Below are 18,827 nucleotides of genomic sequence, written 5' to 3'. Positions count from 1 at the left end.
ACCTCTGACCGGGACAAACCGGTGGATGTGCGTGCCGAGTCGCATACGGGTCTCCGTCCGTCCTGCCTGCGGTCACTGCTGAGCGCTCGTCTTCGCCGGCACCGCGAGCGGTGTCCTGGGCGGGTCCCGGACGTCAGTCGAGTTCCGTGACGAACCGCCAGAGCAGGCGGCTGAACGTCTCGACGTCTTCGTCCGGCCACCGGCCGAGCCGTTCCTGCAGCCCCTTGCGCTGGTGCTGCCGTACGTGGGCGAGGCAGGCGCGGCCGGTGTCGGTGAGTTCCAGCAACTTGGTTCGGGGCCGCGACGGATGGGCCACCCGGCGCAGCAAGCCGTCCGCCTCCAGCTGGGACAGCTGACGGCTGACGGTGGACTTCTCCAAGCCGTACCTCTCCGCCAGATCGGAGGCGGTCGGATGGGGGAAGGTGCCTACGTAGGACAGCATCGTGTACGCGACGAAGGAAAGCTCGTCGTACATGTTGTTCGCCCGAACCCTGGCATTGCGGGAGAACAGGATGATCGCCTCATGGATCACATCGAGGAGTTCGTCCCGGGCTGTCATGACGCCATCCTGGAGTTGTACGAAGCAACTGTCAAGGTTGTATTGCGCAACTCTGACCTCGTCGCTCTTCTCCGATGACCAGAGCCCCGAGCCGAGATCATGGGTGGCGTCGGATCGATGACGAGGTCCTCCGGATCTGCGCTGGTCTGGGCATCGAGCGCCGCGAAGGGCTCGTCCATGAGCGGCACTTCGGGCCTGTTGGCGGCGGCGCGGGCGATGGCGACGCGTTACCTTGCTGAGCAGTGCCCGGGCTCGGTGGGCCGTCACCTCTCATGTGCTCGACGAGACGGTGGACGCGCTGCGGGCGCGCTCGGACCGGAGGAGTTCCCCCCACCAACGGCAAGTCCTACACGCCTTCCAGGCGCAGCAACAACCGTGCCCGTTCCCACAATCCTGACCACCTACCCGGCAACGGGTCACGTGTGGTGTCCTCAGGAACATGCCCCCTGGGCACGGCTGCCGCAGCGGCTGGGCAGGCATGAACGCTGTCAGTGGGCTCCGGCTCGAAGCGTTCCGTCGCCGTCGGACGACGTCTGTGGCGCGGTGCGCCGGGCGATGACGGCCAGCGCCGCGACCGTCACGGCGACGACCAGCGGGTGGTCGACCAGCCACGTCTGGATGCCCTCGAAGGGGTCGGTCGATGTCAGGGTGGCGCGCTCGAGCATCCAGGAGATGGAGAACAGCAGGCCGAGGAGGGCAACCCCGATGCGGAACGCGGGGTAGAAGGCGGTGCGGGCCAGGACGATCAGGGAGGGCATCATCAGGGCGACGACGAGCAGTTGGGTCAGTTCGATGCCCAGGTTGAAGCCCAGCAGAGTGGTCACGAGCGAGCCGCGGTCGAGGCCGAGGTCGCTGATGAGGGAGGCGAACGCCAGGCCGTGGACGAGACCGAAACCGGCGGCGATGAGGATCTCTCCGCGGGTCACCAGGGGGCGTAGAGCGTGCACCGCGGACACGGCGATCGAGAGAGCGATCAGGGTCTCGACCGGGCGGGTCGGCAGGTTGATCACCCCGGTGGCCGCCAGGGCCAGGGTGAGCGAGTGGCCGATGGCGAACGCGGTGACGACGTGGACGACCCGGACGATACTGCGACGCGATGAAGGAGCCGCGCGCCATCGGCCCCCTGCGGCCACCAGCGGGGCCGGGATGAGCAGCATGAGGAGGAACAGCAGGTGATCGGCGCCCTCGCCGACGTGCTCGATACCCAGGCCGGCGGTGGTGGCGAAGCCTCGTATCCAAGAGCCTTCGCCTGCGGGGACCTTCAGGCTCTTGGTGTCGAAGTCGAAGACTCCGAGGGTCTCGGCGTCGTCGGTCTTGAGGATGCCGCGGTCGAAGTCGTAACGGACGGTGGCGATGACCTTGTGGGTGAGCAGTTCCTCGACGATGACGTCGTAGGCCAGGTCGAAGGTGGTGACCCGGCCGTCGGGCGGGCGGAGTTCGAGGGGATAGACGAGGTGCGCCACCTCGTCGATCGTTCGGACCGAACCGGTGCCGAGCCTGACGGTCCAGGGCCGGTCGTCCTCGCCGACGGCCGTGATGTGCTCGGCTGTGTACCGCTTGAGGAACGCCCGCTCGGCGCCGAGCACGGTCTCCCGGGTGAGGTCCCGGTCCACGGCGACGGCCAGGCGGTCGACGGGCAGCTGCACCTCCCCCTCGACCCGGTCGTCGCGGACATCGAGGAGGACGGCCGAGGTGCTCATCGGATGGGCGCCGGCCGGCGACGCGAGGCCGCCGATCAGGATGAGGGCCGCGAGCAGGAACGTCGGCAGCAGACGAGCTGCCGACGGACGTGCGGGCAGGAGACGGCGCACCGTGGAACCCTCAGCTCCATCCGTAGTCGGCGGTCTGGTCGCGGAAGATCGTGTGCTGGTGCACTCCGTCGACCACGATGCCGCCCTGGTTGGAGAACTCGATCCAGACCGACGGGCCGTCGACCCGTACGTAGGTCTCCTTGTTGTCGATGGTCGTCGCGCCGCTCCAGCCCAGATACGTCTCGTCGTACTCGGAGACGTACTTGGCGATGAGCGCCTCGGCGGCCTCCTCGTCCAGGTCGTCGACCCAGGTGCGGATCATCGCGGTGACCTTGTCCTGCTGCTTCTTGCTGAGGTCGCCGACCACGACGCCTTCGGGGTCGGGGAAGGGGCCGTCGTTGCCGGGGCCGAGCAGCAGGTCGTCGAAGCTGCCGTCGATCTCGGCCTTCTCCAGCTCGCTGTCGCTGAGCGATCCGATGGCCGCGATGGTGGTGTCCCGCTTGTCCTGGAGCGGGGCGTACGACGTGCCGTCCGTCTCGAACTTCGACGGCTCGATGGCGGTCAGCGTGGGCGAGAGGCTGACGTCGTCCTTGTAGTAGGTGATGTTGTACCCCGCGTGGTGGCCGTTGAACTGGACCGTGAACTGCTCGGTCTCGCTGGGCTCCCCGAAGAGGGCCAGGTAGTACTTGTCCGCGCCGTAGTCGTCGCCCCCGCCGGGGCCGCCCCCGCTGCCCGACGACCCCACCTCGCTGAGGTACTCGTCCGCGATGCGGATATCCTCCAGCTCCTTGTAACCCTGCTCGCTGAGGGCGGCCTCCATGACCTTCAGCGCCGCGGCCTTCTGGTCGTCGTCGAGGTCGGCGAACTCGATGCCGTTGCGCGCGACGAGCGCGGTCGGGAAGTTCGACCAGCCCTTGGCCTTGGCCTCGTCGTCGAAGTCGTAGACGGCGGTGTCCTTCTCGTCGTCGGAGAGCGTCGTGAGGAACGCGTTGGCGGCGGCAACGACCTCGGCGGTGTTCGCCTTCCCGGCGCCCGTGCTCGACGTTGCGGATGAACTCCGGCTCGAAGATGCCTCGGACGACGTGGACGAGGAGTCCTCGGAGCCGCAGCCGGCGACGCCGAGGCCGACGCAGGTGGCCAGGGCGATGGCGCGGCGAACGAGTGCCCGTCTTCGCCTTCCTCCGCGCGGCAGTGACCCGTGTGCGGGCAAAGCCGTCGGGGAAGAGGCGGTGGGGGAATGGGTGGACATGGGACTCCTGGAGTGGTGCGTGCAGGGGCTCCCATCGTGGGTGAGCCGTATGGGACCTCCATGGGAGCCGCTTGTGAATTGGGCAAAGTCCGGGTCCCTGCCGGGCAGGGGCGAATGCGTTCGGAGGCCCCGGCCGACCGCATCGACGCGTACCAGGGCTTCTTCGGGACCGGCGTGACCGTGGCCCGCACCCTGGGCCCGCTGGTCCTGACCTCGCTGCTGCTCGGGTGGGGGACGGCGGGGTGGCTGCTGATGGGAGGGGCGACGCTGGTGGCGTCGTACGCGATGGGTCCGGCGACGCGCCGGGCCCACGAGCGGACGGCTCTCAGGCAGCCCGTACTCGCGAACTGCTGCCGGTGTCTGACTTCGAACCGACGGTCACCGGAAGCGAGTCCAGGAACAACGCCCCCGCCAGCAGCCCCGCGCTCCCCCTCGGGCTCCACGCGCGCGCGTGCAGGTCGGCGTCGAGGGCGTGCAGGGCCTCGCGGCCGGCCTCCGTCGCCGTACCGCCGGTGTCGAGGATCCCGCGGGCCCCGGCCTGGACGTGCCGGAGGCCGATGGGGCCTGCGGTGTACAGGAGTTCGGTGTCCTGGAGGGTGGACATGACGGCGAGCAGGGCGTCCAGGCGGGCCTCGTTCTCGTCGGCGCCGGCCGAGCGGGCGGCGGCGAGGGCGTCCAACGCCCGCCGTACGTGCGGGAATCCGGCCCGTGCCTCGCCTCGCGCACCGGCGGCGCCGTACTTCGCCGAGATCGATGAGCCGCGCGAGGGCCGTCGCGGGGCCCGTCGGTCGGGGTGGGCGGCGATGCGCTTGGCGGCCGCGGCCACGTCCTTCGCCCCGGCATGCGGGTCGAGGGCGGCCGCGGCGACCAGCAGGCCGAGCGCCCACAGGGCGCCGCGGTGGCCGCCGCCGGCCAGGCCCACCGAGTGCTCGGTGCAGCGGCCGATCGCCCCGAGTTCCGTACGGAGCTGGGAAGTGGGCTCGCCCGTGCGGCGGGCCGCGGCGGCCATCGCCGCGAGGCCGGGCGCGAGCGCTTTGGCAGACCAGCGCAGGGCGCTGTGGTCCACCCGGGTCGTACGGGCGCCCAGGTCGCGCGGATCGGGCAGGCCGGGCTTGGGGGCGAGCGCCAGCTGTCCGGTCAGCGCGGTCACGGCGGCCTGCGCCAGTGTCTCGTCCTCGCGGCTGCTCATTAGAGGACCTTAGGAGGACGCCGAGGCCGACGGGGAGGCACTGTCGCTCGGCGGCGTGCCCGTGGGGGCGTCGCTTGGGGGCGTACCGCCCTCGCCGCCACCGCCGCTGCCCGCACCGGTGTTCTCCGCGTCGGGGTCGACGCCAAGGGTGAGGGAGCCCTTGTAGCCCTTGGACGGGTCCTTCTTGTGCATGGCCTTGAGGGTGAGCAGACCGCTGGAGGCACCGCCGCCGTCGTACACCATGTCGTTGTCGAGGGTGGTGTAGCTGCCGGAGTGCTGGGAGTAGGGCTCCAGCGTGAAGATCTCCTCGGCGATGTCGTCGGCGAAGAACAGCTGGCCGGTGTAGTTGACCTTGCCGCCCTCGTAGGTGCCGTCCTCCTTCTCACCGCCCGTGTGCACCTTCAGGTGGATGTGGCAGGTGCGCGGGGTGTACCAGCCCGGGAAGATCGTCTCGAACTTGACAACCCCGTTGGCGTTGGCGATCTGGTAGCCGCGCAGATAGGTGTTGTCGTTGGCGGTTGAACCGTCCTCGCTCTCCGCGGGCGCGGAGCCGCCGGGGTTGGCGGTGGTGTAGCCGGAGTAGTAGCCCCAGGCGTCGCAGTGCCAGATCTCCACGGCCGCGCCGGGCACCGGGGTACAGCCGTCGGTGGCGTCCACGACGGTGAGACGCAGGGTCAGCGGGACACCGCTCTTACCCTCGGTGATGTCCTTACGGACCAGGGCACCGTCCAGGTAGTACGGGCCCTCGGTGACACTCGACATCAGTGTCATGCACTCGCTGCTGGCGGAGGTCGCCGAGGCGCTGGCGGTGGCATCGGCGGTGGTCGTCGTCGCGTCATCGGCGAAGGCCGCCTGGTATCCGGCCACGGCGAGGCCGCCGGCGGCGACCGTGCCGCCGGTCACCGCGAGGGCGCGGCGCCGGGTGATCGAGGTGTCTCTGTGGTTTCCCGTCATGTCCATGAACGTAGGGACGGCGTCTGTCAAGAGCCTGAGCCGTCGCTGTGCGCAAGCCGAGAATGCGTACCGCGCATCTTCAGGAAGGCGCGGTAGTCGGCGCGTTGGCCCTACACCGCCATCAGCGGCGCGTCCTTCTGCCACTTGAGGATCAAAGACGGGGGTGGGGGATGACCTGGGGGCCGGCCAAGGCGCAGGTCGTCGCGCCCGCCCACGTTCACAGTGTGGTGGTGAACTTCCCGTCCGCGAGCTTGCGCAGCCAGCCCCGCTCGGCCAGCCGGTTCAGCTTCGCGCGCATCGCCTCCGAACGGACCGGCTCCAGGGAGATCCCCAGCTCACCGCAGACCTGCTTGACCATGACCGGTCCGTCGGCCCGCCGCACCACGTCCATGATCCGCTGGTAGTCCGCGGACAGGACCGTCTCGTCCATGCCACGCTCGCGCTGCGGCACCGCCAGTACCGCACGGCCCGCGACCTGCCCGGCGGGCGGCGTCACGGGCCGCTCGGCCTCGGCGCGTACCTGCTCAGCCAGCCGACGCACCACCCGTTCGGCGACAGCAAGTTCCTCCAACTCGTCGCGGACCTCCTGCAACTGCTGGCTCAACTTCTCTGCCTGCACCTCCAGTTCGGCGCTGCGGGCCGTGATCAGTTCACGAAGGTCCGCTTCCGCGTCCTGGGCCACCTTGATGTACCTCCCGCCCGGATCGTACGGATATCTGCCTCACACGCGCCGGAGAATCCACAGGTCCGTGATCGCCGCAACGTCAGACGATCTTGAGGTCCGACAACCGCCCGCGACCAGCACGAGTACACGATCACCGACTCACACCAGCCCCGTGGCCAGCGACTTCAAGATGGTGGATCTTCATTGAACAAGCACAGGCCCGTCCCATGCCGCCGCAGGACCGCGCGAGCCGCTCCGGCGCACGGCCACATCCGCGGACAGGTGGTTGGCCAGGCCGAGCCGCCCGTCGGCTCCCGGGCCACCATGGAGAACCTGCACCCTGCCCGTGGATTGGAAAACGCCCAGCTTGCGGCAGACTCTGCGGAACTTCCGCGAGACGTACTCGCAGCTGCGGTCCGTGTGAAAAATGACGCCCCGCACGTCCCCGCCGCGGGTGGCCGCAGCCGGTGGCTACACCCTGCCGCGGATGCCGCTGCAGCGGGTGAAGCCGACGCTGATCACGTCCGTCGAGCGGGCTGCCGCCTCGGCCGCGCTGGGCTGTCCGCCCTGGGTGCTGGGGCTGTGCGCCGGGTGCGGTCAGCTGATGCGTCGGCACGGACGCCGTGCGGCCATGTACTGCGCGGTGTGCCGCGCCGAACTCAACGGCCGATAGTCGGGGAGCCTTCGCGCCATCCAGTGTGAACCTGGTGATCCCCGAATCGGGCGTCCTCCCCGGGCGCGAGTCCGGTCCTAACCTGGCGAGGTAGCGGGCCGGCGGCTCTGCTCACAGGCCGGTGACGGGCTGCCCGGTGAGTGCTTGGGCGATCTGCCAGAGCTGTCCACCGCGGGACGCCTTCACGAGAACGACGTCGCCGGGGCGGAGGATGGACGCCAGGTAGGCGGCGGCGGTGCCGTTGTCACCGACCATGGCAATGTCCGGCACGCCCGCCGCACCCGCGGCGAGGGCGAGTTGCTTGGCGAGTGTGTCGCCGACCGCCACGACGAGATCGACGCCGTTCTCGGCTGCCATGCGCCCGACCTCGCGGTGAGCTTCCACGGCTTCGTCGCCCAGCTCCAGCATCTCTCCGAGTACGGCGATTCTCCGGCCGCCTGCGGCCTCGGTCGTGTCGCCGTCTGCCTCGGGACTCTCCGTTGTTCAGGGGCGCGAAGGTGATCGCGCGGCCGGAGTAGGAAGGGGACAGGCGGCTGAGAGGGACTCGATCGTGCGTCTGGCCCCAGGCGGACGGGTCCCGGATGAAGATCGTCGGGTCGGGGCCGTCCTCGTAGCCGCGAAGGATGACGAGGTGGCCTCCGGAACGTCCGTCGTCGGGGAACTGCTCGGTCACGGACACGATGACTGGTGCGTCATCGAGTCGGGTGAGCAGGTCTTCGACCGGTACGGGCTCTGCGGTCGAGGGGACCCCGAGGTCGGTAGCCAGGCTCGCGACCCCCGCGTGGAGTGCTCCACGCGGGGTCAGAACCTCGTGCTTGACCGCGAGTTTCAGCAGTTCCGTGACCGTGGGTGCCTCGCGCTCGTAGGCGAGCAGGATCATTCTCAGCGACGCCAGGCCGCACGCCCGGTTGGACCATTCCACCCTGTCCCCGAGTGCCCATCCTCCGTGTAGATCCCATTCGGCGGGGGCGATGAGCTGGCGGCACATGGGGACATCGTGGACGCGCGGCACGGTGGGCGGGCTCCTACGGTGAGACGGCAGCCTCCCGAGTCAGTGTGGTGCCGGAGAACGCGGGAGTGGGCAGGGGAACATCGTAGGGCGGGCGAGCCAACGCCTCGTGCAGCATCGCCACTACGACATCCACGTGCGTGAGTCCGACCATCGCGGCGCCCACCACGAAGTTGCTGTCACGGGACATGCCCGGCGTGCTGTTGACCTCCAGGACGTACGGCTGGTCATCCTCGGTGAGGATGAAGTCGACGCGCGCCGAGCCGCGCAGGCCGAGCCCGTCCCACAGCGTCGTGGCGTACTCGGTGACCTTGGTCAGTACCTCGGGCGGCAGCTCGGCGGCCCGTACGGCTACGGCGCCCCTGGATTCCACGTCGAGCTTGGTGTCGGCGTCGAGAACTCCGCTTCGGTGGCTTCGGTGGCCAGCGGGGGGAGCACGACGACCGCACCTCCGGGCAGCTCCAGCAACCCCACGGTCAGCGGCACGCCGGTCAGGTAGTCCTCGACCAGCACGTCTGCGTCCTCCTCGCCGGCAGCGTCCGTCAGTGCCCTGGCGAGGTCCGCCTGTTCGCGGACCAGACTCATGCCTACGCTGGAGCCGCCGAAGGGCGGCTTGACCATCGCGGCCCGCCCGTTCCAGTGCATCGGGCCCCCGGACCACACCCACCATCCGGGCGTGGGGACGCCGAGGCTCAGCATCACCCGCTTGCAAAGGATCTTGTCGGCGGCCACCGCGGATGCCCCGACTCCGCTGCCGCAGTACGGCACGCGCAGGTAGTCGAGCAGGCCCTGCAACCTCCCGTCCTCCCCGTACGGCCCGTGAAGGTTCGAGAGGGCCACGTCGTACCCGGCCAACTCCATGATGAAGTCCGGCTCGCACGGGTTCAGCACTTTCCAGCGGGCTCCGATGTCGTCCAGGGCCTTGGACAGGGCGGTCACGGAGCGCTGGTCCACGGGGCACTTCGAGTGGTAGAGCCGGTCCTCTGCTGATACCGGCCCGTAGAGGAGCGCGACACCGAGCCCCGTTCGGTCGCGCTGCCAGTCGCGACGGCCCCGCTCCCGCACGACAGGGTTTCCGCCTCGACGCCGCGCTCGTAGGTGCGGATCTTCAGCGCCTGTCTGCCGGCGGCCTGTACGAAGTTGACGTTCGTCCCCAGCGGGGCAAGGTCCGCGTGGTGGCGCACGAGGCGCCCGAGGAGTACCGGGTCAATGGCGTCCACGTCGTCCACGACGGCGACGACGTGTTCGGTGCCGGTGTGGGCGCTGTCGAACCAGGTCGCCTTGCCGTTGATGACGGCCTGCACGCGGCGGGGCTTGACCGCGCCGACTTCGGCCGTGACCCACACGGAGTCGTCGCTCACGATCGCCTCGTGCATCACCCCCGCCATGCGGAGACTCATCTCGCGGAAGCCGTGGTCATGGTGCGCGGCCCAGGCGGTACATCGCAGAGCGTTCCCGCACATTGTCGCGATCGAGCCGTCGGCGTTGAAGCAGCCGACTTCGAGGACGACCGGGCTGACGCTGAGCAGGCTGCTGATGACAAGGCCATCCGCGCCTACGCCGGTTCGCCGGGCACAGAGGCGCTCGGCCTCCTTCGACCAGTCCTTCTCGCCGTCCGGCCCGGGGTCGGCCAGCAGGACGAAGTCGTTCCCCGCTCCGTGAATCTTGCGGAAGCGCATGGCAAAGCTCCTCCCTGGGCTGAGGTGACAGTGCTCGTGATGGTCGAATGGGGCCCGGGGTCAGAGGAGTTCGATGGGCCGATACGTGGTCGTCGGCTCCTTCATGACCCACGGGGCGTGCCCGTCGAAGATCAGCACCCGGTGCCCCGCGGTGCCGGCGGACCTCATGTCGCGGATCCGCAGGTCCGCCCGTCGAGGCACACGAAGTCGCCTATGTGGATATCGCTGGGCTGCCTCTGACCGGCGATGGTGCCGAGGGGAGGAGGGGGCGCGGGAGTCGGGTCGGTGGTGCGACGCTCGTACATTCAGCCTCTCCAGATGGCCAGGAGGATTGAACCGCCGAGTGCCAGGAGGCTTGCCACGCAGGCGAGTTGTTGGTTCCGGGGGTTCATCGGGCGCCGACCAGGTGGCCGTGAAGGCGGTTGCGGACTGACGGGATACCGATTTCTCCGAGGGGCATCCAGGCCGCCGCGCCCGCTTCGATCACCATGGGGGCGACGGCGCCGGAGTGGGCCCGGAAGAGGTATCGGAAGCCGATCCGGAGGCGGGGGCCGTACCTGTGCTGCCCCGCTCTGGTCACGTCGATCAGGAAGGGGCCATCGCTGTCGGGTTCCGTCCATACCTCGCGGATGCCGACCGCCTCTGCCAACAGGCGCAGGGCCGCTCCGCTGAGAGAGTCGTCCTGTTCCTCCGGCTCCGCCTCCGCGAGGGCGAAGGCTCCTTCGTGCCGCAGGGACAGGACGCAGTTGCGTTCATTGACGACGACCGCGCCCGTCGTCATGAGGGGGCAGCGCCGGCTGTGGGTGCAGGTCCCGCACTGCGCGTGGTCGCGGGCGGCGTCGTACAGCGGCATCAGCGCCATCTGCTCGTCAGGGTGCTCGTAGATGTAGTGGGACAGCTCCCGGATGATCTGGTCTTCCCTGACACTCACGGGGCGCCGAGTCCGTGGCGCTGGGTATAGATCCACAGGAGCCTTCGCGTGACGTCGGCGGCATCCCGGAGGTAGATGAAGGCGCCGAACGACGGGGTCTCTGGGGTCGGACGGTTCTGCAAGTCGATGAGCCGGTACCCCTTGTGGAACAGCTCCCGTACGTCCTCGTCCTCGTCTGCTCCCAGATCCTCGCCGAGTAGACGGTTGAGGTGCCCGACGATCTCCGGCAGGGACACGTCCATGTCCTTGCGGGTCGAGGTGGCCATCTGCATGGAGAGGACTGTCTCGGTGCTCTCCGAGATCGTCTCGAGATCGGCTGGGAGAACTCCGGTGCCAGCGCTGTCGGTTGCTCTCGATGCCTTGCCACTACTTGCCACAGTGATCACCGTCTCGCCCCTTCGGTGCACGTCTTCCAGCCGTGCCAGTAACGCTAGGAAGAGCGACAGGAGGGGCTCTACGAGTGTGCCGGAACTTGCCCGGCGTTCACCCCAGAGATTCGATGGCTGCCGTGACGATTTCGCGCGCCGCCGGGCCGTAGACGGCAAGTTCTGCCAGATCGGTGAACGCCTGGGCATACATGGCAAGTTCGTGCTTCTGCGTGACGGTCAGGTGGGCCGAGACGAGTTCGACGTGGACCGTGTGGTCGTCGTACAGGAAGAATCCCTCGACGGGCCAGAGGCTTGAGCGGTCGGCGTCTTCAGGGATGATGCCGAGGCTCACCGAGGGAAGCGCCATAACGCTGAGCAGATAGCCGAGCTGGCCGGCCATCACCTCCGTTCCGCCTATGCGCTTTCGGAGTGCGCCCTCTTCCAGGAGGATCGCGAACGTGTGGTTGCCGTACACGATCTGCTGCTTCTCCACGCGCACGCTGACGGCCGCCGGCACGTCATCGATAATGCCGCGACGGTCGCGAATAGAGGTGAGCAGTGCGGTGATGTACGAGGCGGTCTGCACGGGGCCGGGAATGAGCCACGGCGAGTAGATGCGGAAGCGCTGGGTGCGTTCCCACAGGGGCAGAACGGACTCCTGGGCCTGCTTCAGGCCGGTGCGCTCCATCCGGCGCCACTCGACGTACATGCCCTCGATGCCGCGGGCTGTCGAGACGAGATCCTCGGCCGCACTCTCCGCGCCGCAAGCAGCGGCCCACGCACGCAGGTCGCGCTCCGAGGGCGGACGCGTGCCGCTCTCGAAGCGCGAACACTTCGACTCATGCCAGCCGAGACTGTTGGCCAACGCTCGCTTGGTGAGCCCGGCTTCGAGCCGGATTTCGCTCAGGCGTCTACCCAGGGCCCTGCGGGCTTCCTGAACGCTCGAAGATGGCGATGTCATGTCGCTGCGATGAGGCTGTTCGAGCTGTCAGGCCGGCTGGAACTCTGCGTGCGGTGTTGCCCGCGCCCACACGGCCTCGAAGGCCGACTCGCAGAGCTTCGCGACCTCAGGGTCGTCTGTGAGTTCCACCTCCATGTTCTCGCCGTCGCCATCGAAGTGGTTGACGAGAACGAGGCTGGAGTCGAAAAGCCAGAAGTCGTTGCCAGGAAGCGCGAGGCCCGTTGCGTTTCGCCGGGAGAGCCAGCGCACGTTTTCGCCGGCAGCGATGTTCAGTCCATCCGTCACGTCGTACTCGAAGCGGATGTACTCGCTGACGGGAGTCGAGACGATCCGGGCCCGGCGGACCTCGACGCCGCGCGAGGTCGCCTCCGTGACGAGGCTGTGCCAGTCACCCCAGCGCTCGGCCGGGTCGAGTGTCACGCCGGCCTTCCAGTCGATGAAGGCCGGATCCGACTTCATGTAGGCGTCGCGCATCTCCAGATGGACGGCCGTCCTCTGGCAGTCGCGGAACAGCTCCTCAAACGTCGGGGTCCTCATCGGCCTTCTTCACCTCCAGGAAGAACTGCACCATGCGCCGGGGGATCTCCACCACCGACTCGTGGCCGGGGATGTCCATCTGCCTGAGACGCTCGATGTCCTCCACCTTCAACCCCTGCACGAGGTAGCTGTCCTTCTCCTCGTCGAGGTAGATGGTGGGGGAGCCGCCACTGGGACTCTCCGGGTCCTTACCGAGCTTACGCAGGGCCATGATGTCCTCCTCGGGTGCCGGTAACGATCTCTGTGCCAGAGCTTGCCCGCGGCTGGGCCATGGAGCGAGGAACTTGCCGAAACTTGCCAGACGTACGGGAGTTGACCTTACGCGGCCGGGGGCAGAGCGACGAGCAGCAGGCCAGCCGCAGCACTCCAGGGATGGCCGGATTGAATTGTTGTCCGCCCCTCCTCCAGCCCGTAGAAGAGGCGCCGTCCCAAGCCGGGAAACCGCTGAAGTCGCCCGTCGAGCTGAGAAATTCTGGTCGACGCGCACGGGCGCATACGCGCGGTTCACTTCGACGACTCACCAGTTCGTGTCTTTTGACAGTGAAGTTAGTCCGGCCGAGGTCGCTGACCTGCGCGGACTAACTTCGCTGTCGACGCAGTCTCGTGCCCCTGCCTTCGGCCCGAACCCTCTGGCCTGCGGCGACTGGGTTGGATGGCAAGGAAGTGCGCCACGAAGTACCGCGTAATCGAGTGGAGGTGAAAGGCCGACACCGCCGGGCCGTCGCAGCGGTCTGGTGAAGCTGGGGGCAGCCTGATCCGGGGAACGCCGGGGAGGGTGGCAAGCGGCCCCGACAACGGCGGGACGTGCCGGGACTACCGGACGGTGCGGGTCCGTCTAGCGAGGTCAGAAGGTGTAGCGAGAGCGAACCAGTGGTTGAAGCTCCGTGAGCATCCAGCCGGCTCAAACCTGGTGGATATGGGCCGGTATGCAGCGCGTGATCCGCCCCTCTTCGGACGGCGGGTCAACTCCGAAGCCGGACTTTCCCTTTCCAGTGGGGAGGCCACGTTGAAAGCCTGCGGCGTAGGCGTGGCGATGCTGCCGGAGTAGAGCTGGGCGCCTCCCTGACCGATCGATTGCGTGGTGAACGTGGGAACTATCCGCGGTCGCCCGAGCCGCCGGGCAGCCAGTTCGGTGGTGGGCAGGTCCGTTGCCGACTGATGGCCGTGGGTGGGGCGGAGGCCCCGTAGTAGTCGCGGGAGTAACGACCCGTCACGGAGACCGGGAAAGCCGGTCGCAGGGCGAAGGGGGCCAGCAAGTCAGTGGCTGACGTACTGGAATGTCGGGAGGGTCGCCGGTGAATACCGACGAGCTGGAGCGTGTTTTGTATGAGGCGGAGCGCCGGGTACTGAAGATCCAGACCAAGCTGCACCGTTGGGCTCGTGATGATCCTCATCGCAGGTTCGACGACCTGTTCAGTCTCGTTGCCGATCACGGCTTCCTGCTGGTGGCCTGGGATCGGGTGCGGGGTAACAAGGGTGCACGCACGGCCGGGGTGGACGGACGCACGGCGTCGTCCATCGCGCTGTGGGTCGGCATCGAGGAGTTCCTCGACGTGCTGCGGTCGCAGATCAAGGACCGCAGTTTCCAGCCCATGCCGGTGCGGGAGCGGATGATCCCCAAGTCTGGTGGCAAGCTGCGCCGTCTGGGGATCGCGACGATCACCGACCGGGTGGTGCAGGCGTCCTTGAAGCTGGTGCTGGAGCCGATCTTCGAGGCGGATTTCCTCCCGTGTTCCTACGGGTTCCGCCCGAACCGCCGGGCTCAGGACGCGGTGGCCGAGGTGCGCCTCCTCACGTCCATGAAATACGAGTGGATCGTGGAAGGCGACATCAAAGCCTGCTTCGACGAGATCTCGCACCCCGCTCTCATGGAGCGCGTGCGGGCACGCGTCGGGGACAAACGGGTCCTGGCCCTGGTGAAGGCGTTCCTCAAGGCGGGCATCCTCAGCGAGGACGGCCTGCTGCGGGACAACGACACCGGCACCTCGCAGGGTTCGATCCTTTCGCCGTTGCTCAGCAACGTCGCGCTCTCGGTCCTGGATGAGCACATCGCCCAGGAGCCGGGAGGCGCCGGACCTGATGCCAACGAGCGCCGGAGGCGTCGACGCCGTACTCTGCCCAACTACCGCCTCGTGCGGTACGCGGACGACTGGTGCCTGATGGTGCACGGCACCAAGGCCGACGCCGAAACGCTGCGCGACGAGATCGCGGAAGTCCTCTCCACAATGGGCCTGCGCCTATCGCCGGAGAAGACTCTGATCACCCACATCGAGCAGGGCCTGGACTTCCTCGGCTGGCGCATCCAGCTCCACCGGAAACCAGGCACCGACCGGTACTACGTCTACACCTACCCGGCCAAGAAGGCCCTGCGGGCCATCATGCCAAGGTCAAGACGCTGTGCCGACAGGTCGGTACGAACCAGCCGCTCGATGCCCTGCTCGCCCGGATCAACCCGGCAGTGCGGGGCTGGTGCGCCTACTTCCGGCCCGGGGTGTCCTACGCGACCTTCTCCTACCTGCGCAACTACATGTGGCACACGGTCTGGAGATGGGTGCAGCGCAAGCACCCCAAGACGGGTCGGAGGAAGATCTACCGGCAGTACTGCGGCCGTAGGTCATGGTGGACCAGCGAGAACAGGGAGTTGTTCGACCCGATCACGGTAGGCACCACTCGCTACCGATACCGAGGTCTGGTAGTCCCTCTCCCTGGGGCGCCACGGGATGAGGACCACCACCGCGGGTCCCTCGGGGCTTGTGGAGAGCCGGGTGCGGTGCCAAGTCGCATGCCCGGTTCGGGAAGCGGCTCCGGGGAAACGGGCCGGTCGAAAGACCGGAACCGCGCCCCGGGCCGACTTCACCAACAGTTCGCCGGAGGCAGACAGGAAAGATCCCGAAAGCACTGGTGCACTGCGGACGAGCATGTCGCCCGCGCCGCTGGTGCGGGTTGAGGACTGGGCCAGGTGCTGGGCGGTGGAAGAGGTCTTCGGGATCGAGCCCGGTCTGCTCAACGATGACCGTCTGGCCCGGGCACTGGATGCGATCGCTCCGCACCTGGAGCACATCGCGGGCACGGTCGGGGCGCGGGCGATCGGTGAGTTCGGGATCGATGTGGCCCGGATGCACTGGGACGTGACCAGCATGTCCGTGCACGGGGCCTTCCCGGTTGAGGGTTAGGACGAGGGCTTCCCCGTCATCGGCTACGAGCATCCCAAGGACCGGCGTTTCGATCTGAAGCAGGTCCAGGCCGGACTCGCGGTGTCGGCCGACGGCGGCATCCCGCTCCATGCCCGGGTCTTCGGCGGTGGTGCGGCCGAGGTCAGCCAGGTCGTCGGCGCGATGAAGGACCTGCGGGCCATGGCCGGTGAGCGCGACTTCCTGATGGTCGCCGACTCCAAGCTGGTGTCCTATTCCAACGTCTGTGCCCTGCTGGCGGCCGGGGTTCAGTTCATCGCCCCGGCCCCGGCCGTCCAGGTCAAGGACGAGGTCTATGCCGCTCTCGATCTCGCGCAGGCCACCGTTGTGGACTGGACGCCGGACCGGGAGGCGGGCAAGCCCACGGAGCGGCGCGAGACCTACCGCGTGCTGGAGGACACCCACACCCTGACCGGGCCCCCCGCAAGAGCGATCCTCAGCTGACCGTGCGACGGATCCTGGTCCACTCCACCGCGAACGCCGCCGGCCAGCAAGCCGCCCGGGACAAACGCCTGGCCAAGGCCGCAGAAGACCTGAACAAGCTCACCACCGCGGCCGGCGGACGCCACTACAAGACCCGGGAGAAGATCGTCGCCCGGATCGGTGTCATCGCCGCCAAGCGCCGTGTCACCTCTTGTCTGCGCTGGACCGTCACCGATAACGAGGACGGCACCCCGGTCCTGGCCTGGCACTTCGACACCGGCGTGCTGAAGGCAGAAGCTGCTGTCGACGGCTAGTACGCACTGCTGACGTCCGTCCCCGCCGACCAGGCGGACGCCGGACAGGCCCTGATCCACTACAAAGGCCAGGGCGTGGTCGAGCGCAGATACCACGACTTCAGCAGATACCACGACTGCAAGGGCCCGCTCGCGATCGCGCTGGTCTTCGTGCAGCACAACCGGCGCGTCGCCGGGTCGCGTCCCGCCAGGTGGTGTAAGCGATCACGCGCTTCGCCCTCCGGTATCCGGCTCGCGATGATCTCTCCGTCGGACGCGGCACGCGAAGTGGCCCGGTGAGGCGCCGGGTGCCCCAGCCGGTCGAAGTACCCCCCGTGACCTGCGAGTTCCGTTCCGTTGATCGGCTACACCACCCGGCGGGACGCCATCCGTCGCCGCCCTGATCCAGGTCTTCTGCCTGATCGAGCGGCAGGTCAGACGGGCGCTCGGCCCCGAGCAGACCATGAGCGGCCTCTACCCCGACAACCGCCGCGTCCGCCCCAACCGGCCGCATGATCTTTTACCACCTCGGCGAACTCACCCTGCGGATCGGCAGCGTCACCGACCCGCCCACCGTCCAGATCACCCGCGGCATCCAACTCCACCTCCTCGACCTCCTCAACACCGACATCGGACAAACCCGCTGGCCACAGACCTGAATCAGCAACCTGCGAAATACGGGGCTAGATCACGATGCCCGCACAGGCGACAGCCTTCTGGCACTGCTGCGCATCTACCTCGATTGCGCCGACTCCAAGTCACACACTGCTCACTTGAGCGGTCTGAGCCGCCCAACCCTCTACAGTCGTCTGCGGACCATCGAACGTATCCTGGGCGCGTCACTTGAGTCCGTCGAGTCATGCACCTCGCTTCACATGGCCCTCATGGTCATCGACGCCCGCTGACCGCTGGACACCCTCAGGGCAGCTGACTTGGATTCGCAAGGCAGGCTCCGGTCGCTCCGCCCGGCATGCAGTTCATCGGGACATGGAAGCCTTCGCTGCTCTTGGCTCGACGGCAGGACCGGACTACCCACCTGCTGCGTGTGGGGATGAGGAGAAGGTGAAGTACTCGCAAGGAGTGCAGACCGACGAACTGCAGCAAGTTGTTGACAGGCTGGCTGCGCAGCTGGGGCGTTCCGTTGCGATCGATGATCCGCAACTGCGTCTCTTGGCGGTGAGCAGGCATTTCGGGGACGAGGACGCGCTCCGTGTTCGTGCGGTCATGCAGCGCGAAGCGGACCCGTCAGAGAAGGCCCGGATGCTCTCGCATGGAATCGCCGACTGGGATCGACCAGGCCGGGTGCCGGGCGATGCCGAGAAGGGCATCAAGCCGCGGGTGTGCGTGCCCATCCGCGAGCACGGGCTGCTGCTCGCCTACCTTTTCCTGATCGATGAATCGGTGGAAGATTGGGAGATCGCCCGAGCGACCACCGCAGCGGTCAGTATTGGACTGCTGCTCTACCGGCGTTTGGTGCTGCACGAGCGGCAACAAAGCCGGGAGGAGGCGCTGCTGCGTGATCTCATTGCGGCTGACCCTGCCGTCCGTGCTCGTGCCGGAGAAGAGGTCGACGAGGAGGGCCTGCTGAAGTCCCTCGAACAGGCCATGGTCATGGTCATCGAGTTGGTCGACACACCCCCGGCCCTGGAGAGTGCCGAGGTCGCCCTGCGAGCCGCCACCGAGCATGCCAGGCGCATCGAGCCACCTGGAACGGTGCTGACCGTGGTCCAGGGGCGGCGGGCTCTACTGCTGCGAGGCGGCGACCGACTGTCCGACGCGACCGGCCGGGCACTTGCGCAGAACGTGATCGCCGAAGTGCAGTCCCAGGCCGACGTCGGCCGGTGCGTTGCAGGCCTCGGCACGGTGCGATCGGGCCCGGATGCAGCCGCGGTCTCGCACGAACAGGCGCGCGTCGCAGCGCGTGCCGCTGGTGTGCTGCCTTCGCTCGGAGACGTGACCGCGTGGGAAGACCTGGGTGTGTATGCGTTCCTGCTCAAGCTCTCCCCACGCGACTTGAGCCCCACCCTGTACCCGCCCGGTCTGCGCGCTCTTGTGGAGCGAGGGCACGCCGACAGCCTGCTGGATACCGCAGAGGCCTACCTCGACTGCGCCGGCGACGCGACGCGCGCGGCGGCAGCGCTTCATATCCATCGCTCCACGCTGTACTACCGGCTCGAGCGTATCGAGAAGGCCACCGGGATGGACCTGCGCGACGGCCGTAACCGGCTCACCCTGCATCTGGGCATCAAACTGACGCGGCTCGTCGGCGCATACGCCGAACTGGCCGACGACGCATCGTGACATTCAGACACCGCGTCGGACAGAACCCTCGCGAATTCGTAATCCTGTCGGAAGACGGAGGGCCCTCCTGACTGGAACTGTCGTTCCTCACAACG

The 18,827-nt window shown here is 68.0% G+C and carries 22 protein-coding genes and 4 pseudogenes; 9 read left to right on the top strand and 17 right to left on the bottom strand.

The features are described from left to right. Nucleotides 1-133: 133 nt before the first annotated feature. The 7 genes and pseudogenes from GAS53_RS08785 to GAS53_RS08750 form a co-directional block, all read right to left on the bottom strand. A complete protein-coding gene (locus GAS53_RS08785) occupies nt 134-559 on the bottom strand; it encodes a MarR family winged helix-turn-helix transcriptional regulator (protein ID WP_151476888.1) in 426 nt (141 codons plus the stop codon). A 119-nt stretch (nt 560-678) separates the two neighbouring features. Next, nucleotides 679-786 (bottom strand): annotated as a pseudogene (locus tag GAS53_RS56155) (ABC transporter ATP-binding protein); the annotation flags it as partial. Nucleotides 787-1,047: 261 nt separating this feature from the next. Further along, nucleotides 1,048-2,370 (bottom strand): HupE/UreJ family protein, encoded by a 1,323-nt coding sequence (locus tag GAS53_RS08775; protein ID WP_225858813.1) that lies wholly within the window; start codon nt 2,368-2,370, stop codon nt 1,048-1,050. A gap of 10 nt (nt 2,371-2,380) precedes the next feature. Continuing rightward, on the bottom strand, nt 2,381-3,559 hold the full coding sequence (locus GAS53_RS08770; protein ID WP_151476887.1) for a DUF3500 domain-containing protein: 1,179 nt from the start codon (nt 3,557-3,559) through the stop codon (nt 2,381-2,383). A 325-nt stretch (nt 3,560-3,884) separates the two neighbouring features. Continuing rightward, nucleotides 3,885-4,748 carry a triphosphoribosyl-dephospho-CoA synthase gene (locus tag GAS53_RS08760; RefSeq protein ID WP_151476886.1) on the bottom strand — a complete coding sequence of 288 codons (864 nt, stop codon included), beginning with the start codon at nt 4,746-4,748 and terminating at the stop codon, nt 3,885-3,887. Between the two features lie 9 nt (nt 4,749-4,757). Continuing rightward, nucleotides 4,758-5,702: an intradiol ring-cleavage dioxygenase gene (locus GAS53_RS08755; RefSeq protein ID WP_404829187.1), complete on the bottom strand. Its 945-nt coding sequence runs from the start codon at nt 5,700-5,702 to the stop codon at nt 4,758-4,760. A gap of 217 nt (nt 5,703-5,919) precedes the next feature. Continuing rightward, complete coding sequence (locus GAS53_RS08750) at nt 5,920-6,384, bottom strand: hypothetical protein (RefSeq protein ID WP_151476885.1); 465 nt, start codon at nt 6,382-6,384, stop codon at nt 5,920-5,922. A 409-nt stretch (nt 6,385-6,793) separates the two neighbouring features. On the opposite strand from GAS53_RS08750, the gene GAS53_RS08745 reads away from it, so the two are divergent. Then, a complete protein-coding gene (locus GAS53_RS08745; protein WP_225858812.1) occupies nt 6,794-7,039 on the top strand; it encodes a hypothetical protein in 246 nt (81 codons plus the stop codon). A 111-nt stretch (nt 7,040-7,150) separates the two neighbouring features. Here the strand turns inward: GAS53_RS08745 and GAS53_RS08740 are convergent. The 10 genes and pseudogenes from GAS53_RS08740 to GAS53_RS08695 all read right to left on the bottom strand — a co-directional run. Further along, a pseudogene (locus tag GAS53_RS08740) lies at nt 7,151-7,468 on the bottom strand (glutamate ligase domain-containing protein); the annotation flags it as partial. Nucleotides 7,469-7,622: 154 nt separating this feature from the next. Further along, a pseudogene (locus tag GAS53_RS08735) lies at nt 7,623-8,027 on the bottom strand (C39 family peptidase); the annotation flags it as partial. 37 nt (nt 8,028-8,064) lie between these two features. Then, nucleotides 8,065-8,421, bottom strand: a complete 357-nt coding sequence (locus GAS53_RS57570) for a D-alanine--D-alanine ligase family protein (RefSeq protein WP_263974116.1) — start codon at nt 8,419-8,421, stop codon at nt 8,065-8,067. Next, nucleotides 8,400-9,002, bottom strand: a complete 603-nt coding sequence (locus tag GAS53_RS57565) for a D-alanine--D-alanine ligase family protein (RefSeq protein ID WP_263974115.1) — start codon at nt 9,000-9,002, stop codon at nt 8,400-8,402. The genes GAS53_RS57570 and GAS53_RS57565 overlap by 22 nt, the downstream gene beginning before the upstream one ends. Continuing rightward, a complete protein-coding gene (dapF, locus tag GAS53_RS08725; protein ID WP_151476883.1) occupies nt 8,984-9,727 on the bottom strand; it encodes a diaminopimelate epimerase in 744 nt (247 codons plus the stop codon). Before dapF ends, GAS53_RS57565 begins: the two co-directional genes overlap by 19 nt. A 388-nt stretch (nt 9,728-10,115) precedes the next feature. Then, the gene (locus tag GAS53_RS08715; RefSeq protein ID WP_151476882.1) at nt 10,116-10,658 is read right to left on the bottom strand and encodes an NUDIX hydrolase; all 543 of its coding nucleotides are present in this window, start codon (nt 10,656-10,658) and stop codon (nt 10,116-10,118) included. Next, entirely contained in the window at nt 10,655-10,930 is a 276-nt protein-coding gene (locus GAS53_RS08710) for a hypothetical protein (protein ID WP_225858811.1), read from the bottom strand. Before GAS53_RS08710 ends, GAS53_RS08715 begins: the two co-directional genes overlap by 4 nt. 211 nt (nt 10,931-11,141) lie before the next feature. After that, complete coding sequence (locus GAS53_RS08705; RefSeq protein WP_151476880.1) at nt 11,142-11,987, bottom strand: helix-turn-helix domain-containing protein; 846 nt, start codon at nt 11,985-11,987, stop codon at nt 11,142-11,144. Between the two features lie 27 nt (nt 11,988-12,014). Continuing rightward, nucleotides 12,015-12,524, bottom strand: a complete 510-nt coding sequence (locus GAS53_RS08700; protein WP_192583024.1) for a DUF6879 family protein — start codon at nt 12,522-12,524, stop codon at nt 12,015-12,017. Continuing rightward, nucleotides 12,505-12,735: a hypothetical protein gene (locus GAS53_RS08695; protein WP_060904594.1), complete on the bottom strand. Its 231-nt coding sequence runs from the start codon at nt 12,733-12,735 to the stop codon at nt 12,505-12,507. Before GAS53_RS08695 ends, GAS53_RS08700 begins: the two co-directional genes overlap by 20 nt. Nucleotides 12,736-13,801: 1,066 nt before the next feature. Between GAS53_RS08695 and GAS53_RS08680 the strand changes: the two are divergent. The 8 genes and pseudogenes from GAS53_RS08680 to GAS53_RS08655 form a co-directional block, all read left to right on the top strand. Then, nucleotides 13,802-14,884 (top strand): annotated as a pseudogene (locus GAS53_RS08680) (reverse transcriptase domain-containing protein); the annotation flags it as partial. Next, entirely contained in the window at nt 14,818-15,471 is a 654-nt protein-coding gene (locus GAS53_RS56145; protein ID WP_263974118.1) for a group II intron maturase-specific domain-containing protein, read from the top strand. The pseudogene GAS53_RS08680 and the gene GAS53_RS56145, both read left to right, overlap by 67 nt. After that, the gene (locus GAS53_RS08675; RefSeq protein ID WP_225858810.1) at nt 15,443-15,697 is read left to right on the top strand and encodes a hypothetical protein; all 255 of its coding nucleotides are present in this window, start codon (nt 15,443-15,445) and stop codon (nt 15,695-15,697) included. Before GAS53_RS56145 ends, GAS53_RS08675 begins: the two co-directional genes overlap by 29 nt. Before the next feature lie 81 nt (nt 15,698-15,778). Next, a complete protein-coding gene (locus GAS53_RS08670) occupies nt 15,779-16,159 on the top strand; it encodes a hypothetical protein (protein WP_151476879.1) in 381 nt (126 codons plus the stop codon). A gap of 2 nt (nt 16,160-16,161) precedes the next feature. Then, a complete protein-coding gene (locus tag GAS53_RS08665) occupies nt 16,162-16,452 on the top strand; it encodes a hypothetical protein (protein ID WP_151476878.1) in 291 nt (96 codons plus the stop codon). 491 nt (nt 16,453-16,943) lie between these two features. Beyond that, on the top strand, nt 16,944-17,090 hold the full coding sequence (locus GAS53_RS55040) for a hypothetical protein (RefSeq protein ID WP_192583023.1): 147 nt from the start codon (nt 16,944-16,946) through the stop codon (nt 17,088-17,090). After that, nucleotides 17,091-17,336 carry a helix-turn-helix domain-containing protein gene (locus GAS53_RS08660; protein WP_151476983.1) on the top strand — a complete coding sequence of 82 codons (246 nt, stop codon included), beginning with the start codon at nt 17,091-17,093 and terminating at the stop codon, nt 17,334-17,336. A 157-nt stretch (nt 17,337-17,493) separates the two neighbouring features. Next, complete coding sequence (locus tag GAS53_RS08655; RefSeq protein WP_192583022.1) at nt 17,494-18,732, top strand: PucR family transcriptional regulator; 1,239 nt, start codon at nt 17,494-17,496, stop codon at nt 18,730-18,732. Nucleotides 18,733-18,827 lie beyond the last annotated feature (95 nt).

The organism is Streptomyces albicerus (assembly GCF_008905045.1).
Taxonomy (GTDB): Bacteria; Actinomycetota; Actinomycetes; order Streptomycetales; family Streptomycetaceae; genus Streptomyces; species Streptomyces albicerus.
This window is presented reverse-complemented; position numbering and strand designations above follow the sequence as displayed.

What these genes read in the sequence shown, in the direction of transcription:
- GAS53_RS08785 (WP_151476888.1), bottom strand. Translation starts at nt 559, where the DNA reads ATGACAGCCCGGGACGAACTCCTCGATGTGATCCATGAGGCGATCATC.
- GAS53_RS08700 (WP_192583024.1), bottom strand. Translation starts at nt 12,524, where the DNA reads ATGAGGACCCCGACGTTTGAGGAGCTGTTCCGCGACTGCCAGAGGACG.
- GAS53_RS08705 (WP_151476880.1), bottom strand. Translation starts at nt 11,987, where the DNA reads ATGACATCGCCATCTTCGAGCGTTCAGGAAGCCCGCAGGGCCCTGGGT.
- dapF (WP_151476883.1), bottom strand. Translation starts at nt 9,727, where the DNA reads ATGCGCTTCCGCAAGATTCACGGAGCGGGGAACGACTTCGTCCTGCTG.
- GAS53_RS08745 (WP_225858812.1), top strand. Translation starts at nt 6,794, where the DNA reads ATGACGCCCCGCACGTCCCCGCCGCGGGTGGCCGCAGCCGGTGGCTAC.
- GAS53_RS55040 (WP_192583023.1), top strand. Translation starts at nt 16,944, where the DNA reads ATGATCTTTTACCACCTCGGCGAACTCACCCTGCGGATCGGCAGCGTC.
- GAS53_RS08710 (WP_225858811.1), bottom strand. Translation starts at nt 10,930, where the DNA reads ATGCAGATGGCCACCTCGACCCGCAAGGACATGGACGTGTCCCTGCCG.
- GAS53_RS08755 (WP_404829187.1), bottom strand. Translation starts at nt 5,702, where the DNA reads ATGACGGGAAACCACAGAGACACCTCGATCACCCGGCGCCGCGCCCTC.
- GAS53_RS08770 (WP_151476887.1), bottom strand. Translation starts at nt 3,559, where the DNA reads ATGTCCACCCATTCCCCCACCGCCTCTTCCCCGACGGCTTTGCCCGCA.
- GAS53_RS08760 (WP_151476886.1), bottom strand. Translation starts at nt 4,748, where the DNA reads ATGAGCAGCCGCGAGGACGAGACACTGGCGCAGGCCGCCGTGACCGCG.
- GAS53_RS08695 (WP_060904594.1), bottom strand. Translation starts at nt 12,735, where the DNA reads ATGGCCCTGCGTAAGCTCGGTAAGGACCCGGAGAGTCCCAGTGGCGGC.
- GAS53_RS08675 (WP_225858810.1), top strand. Translation starts at nt 15,443, where the DNA reads ATGTCGCCCGCGCCGCTGGTGCGGGTTGAGGACTGGGCCAGGTGCTGG.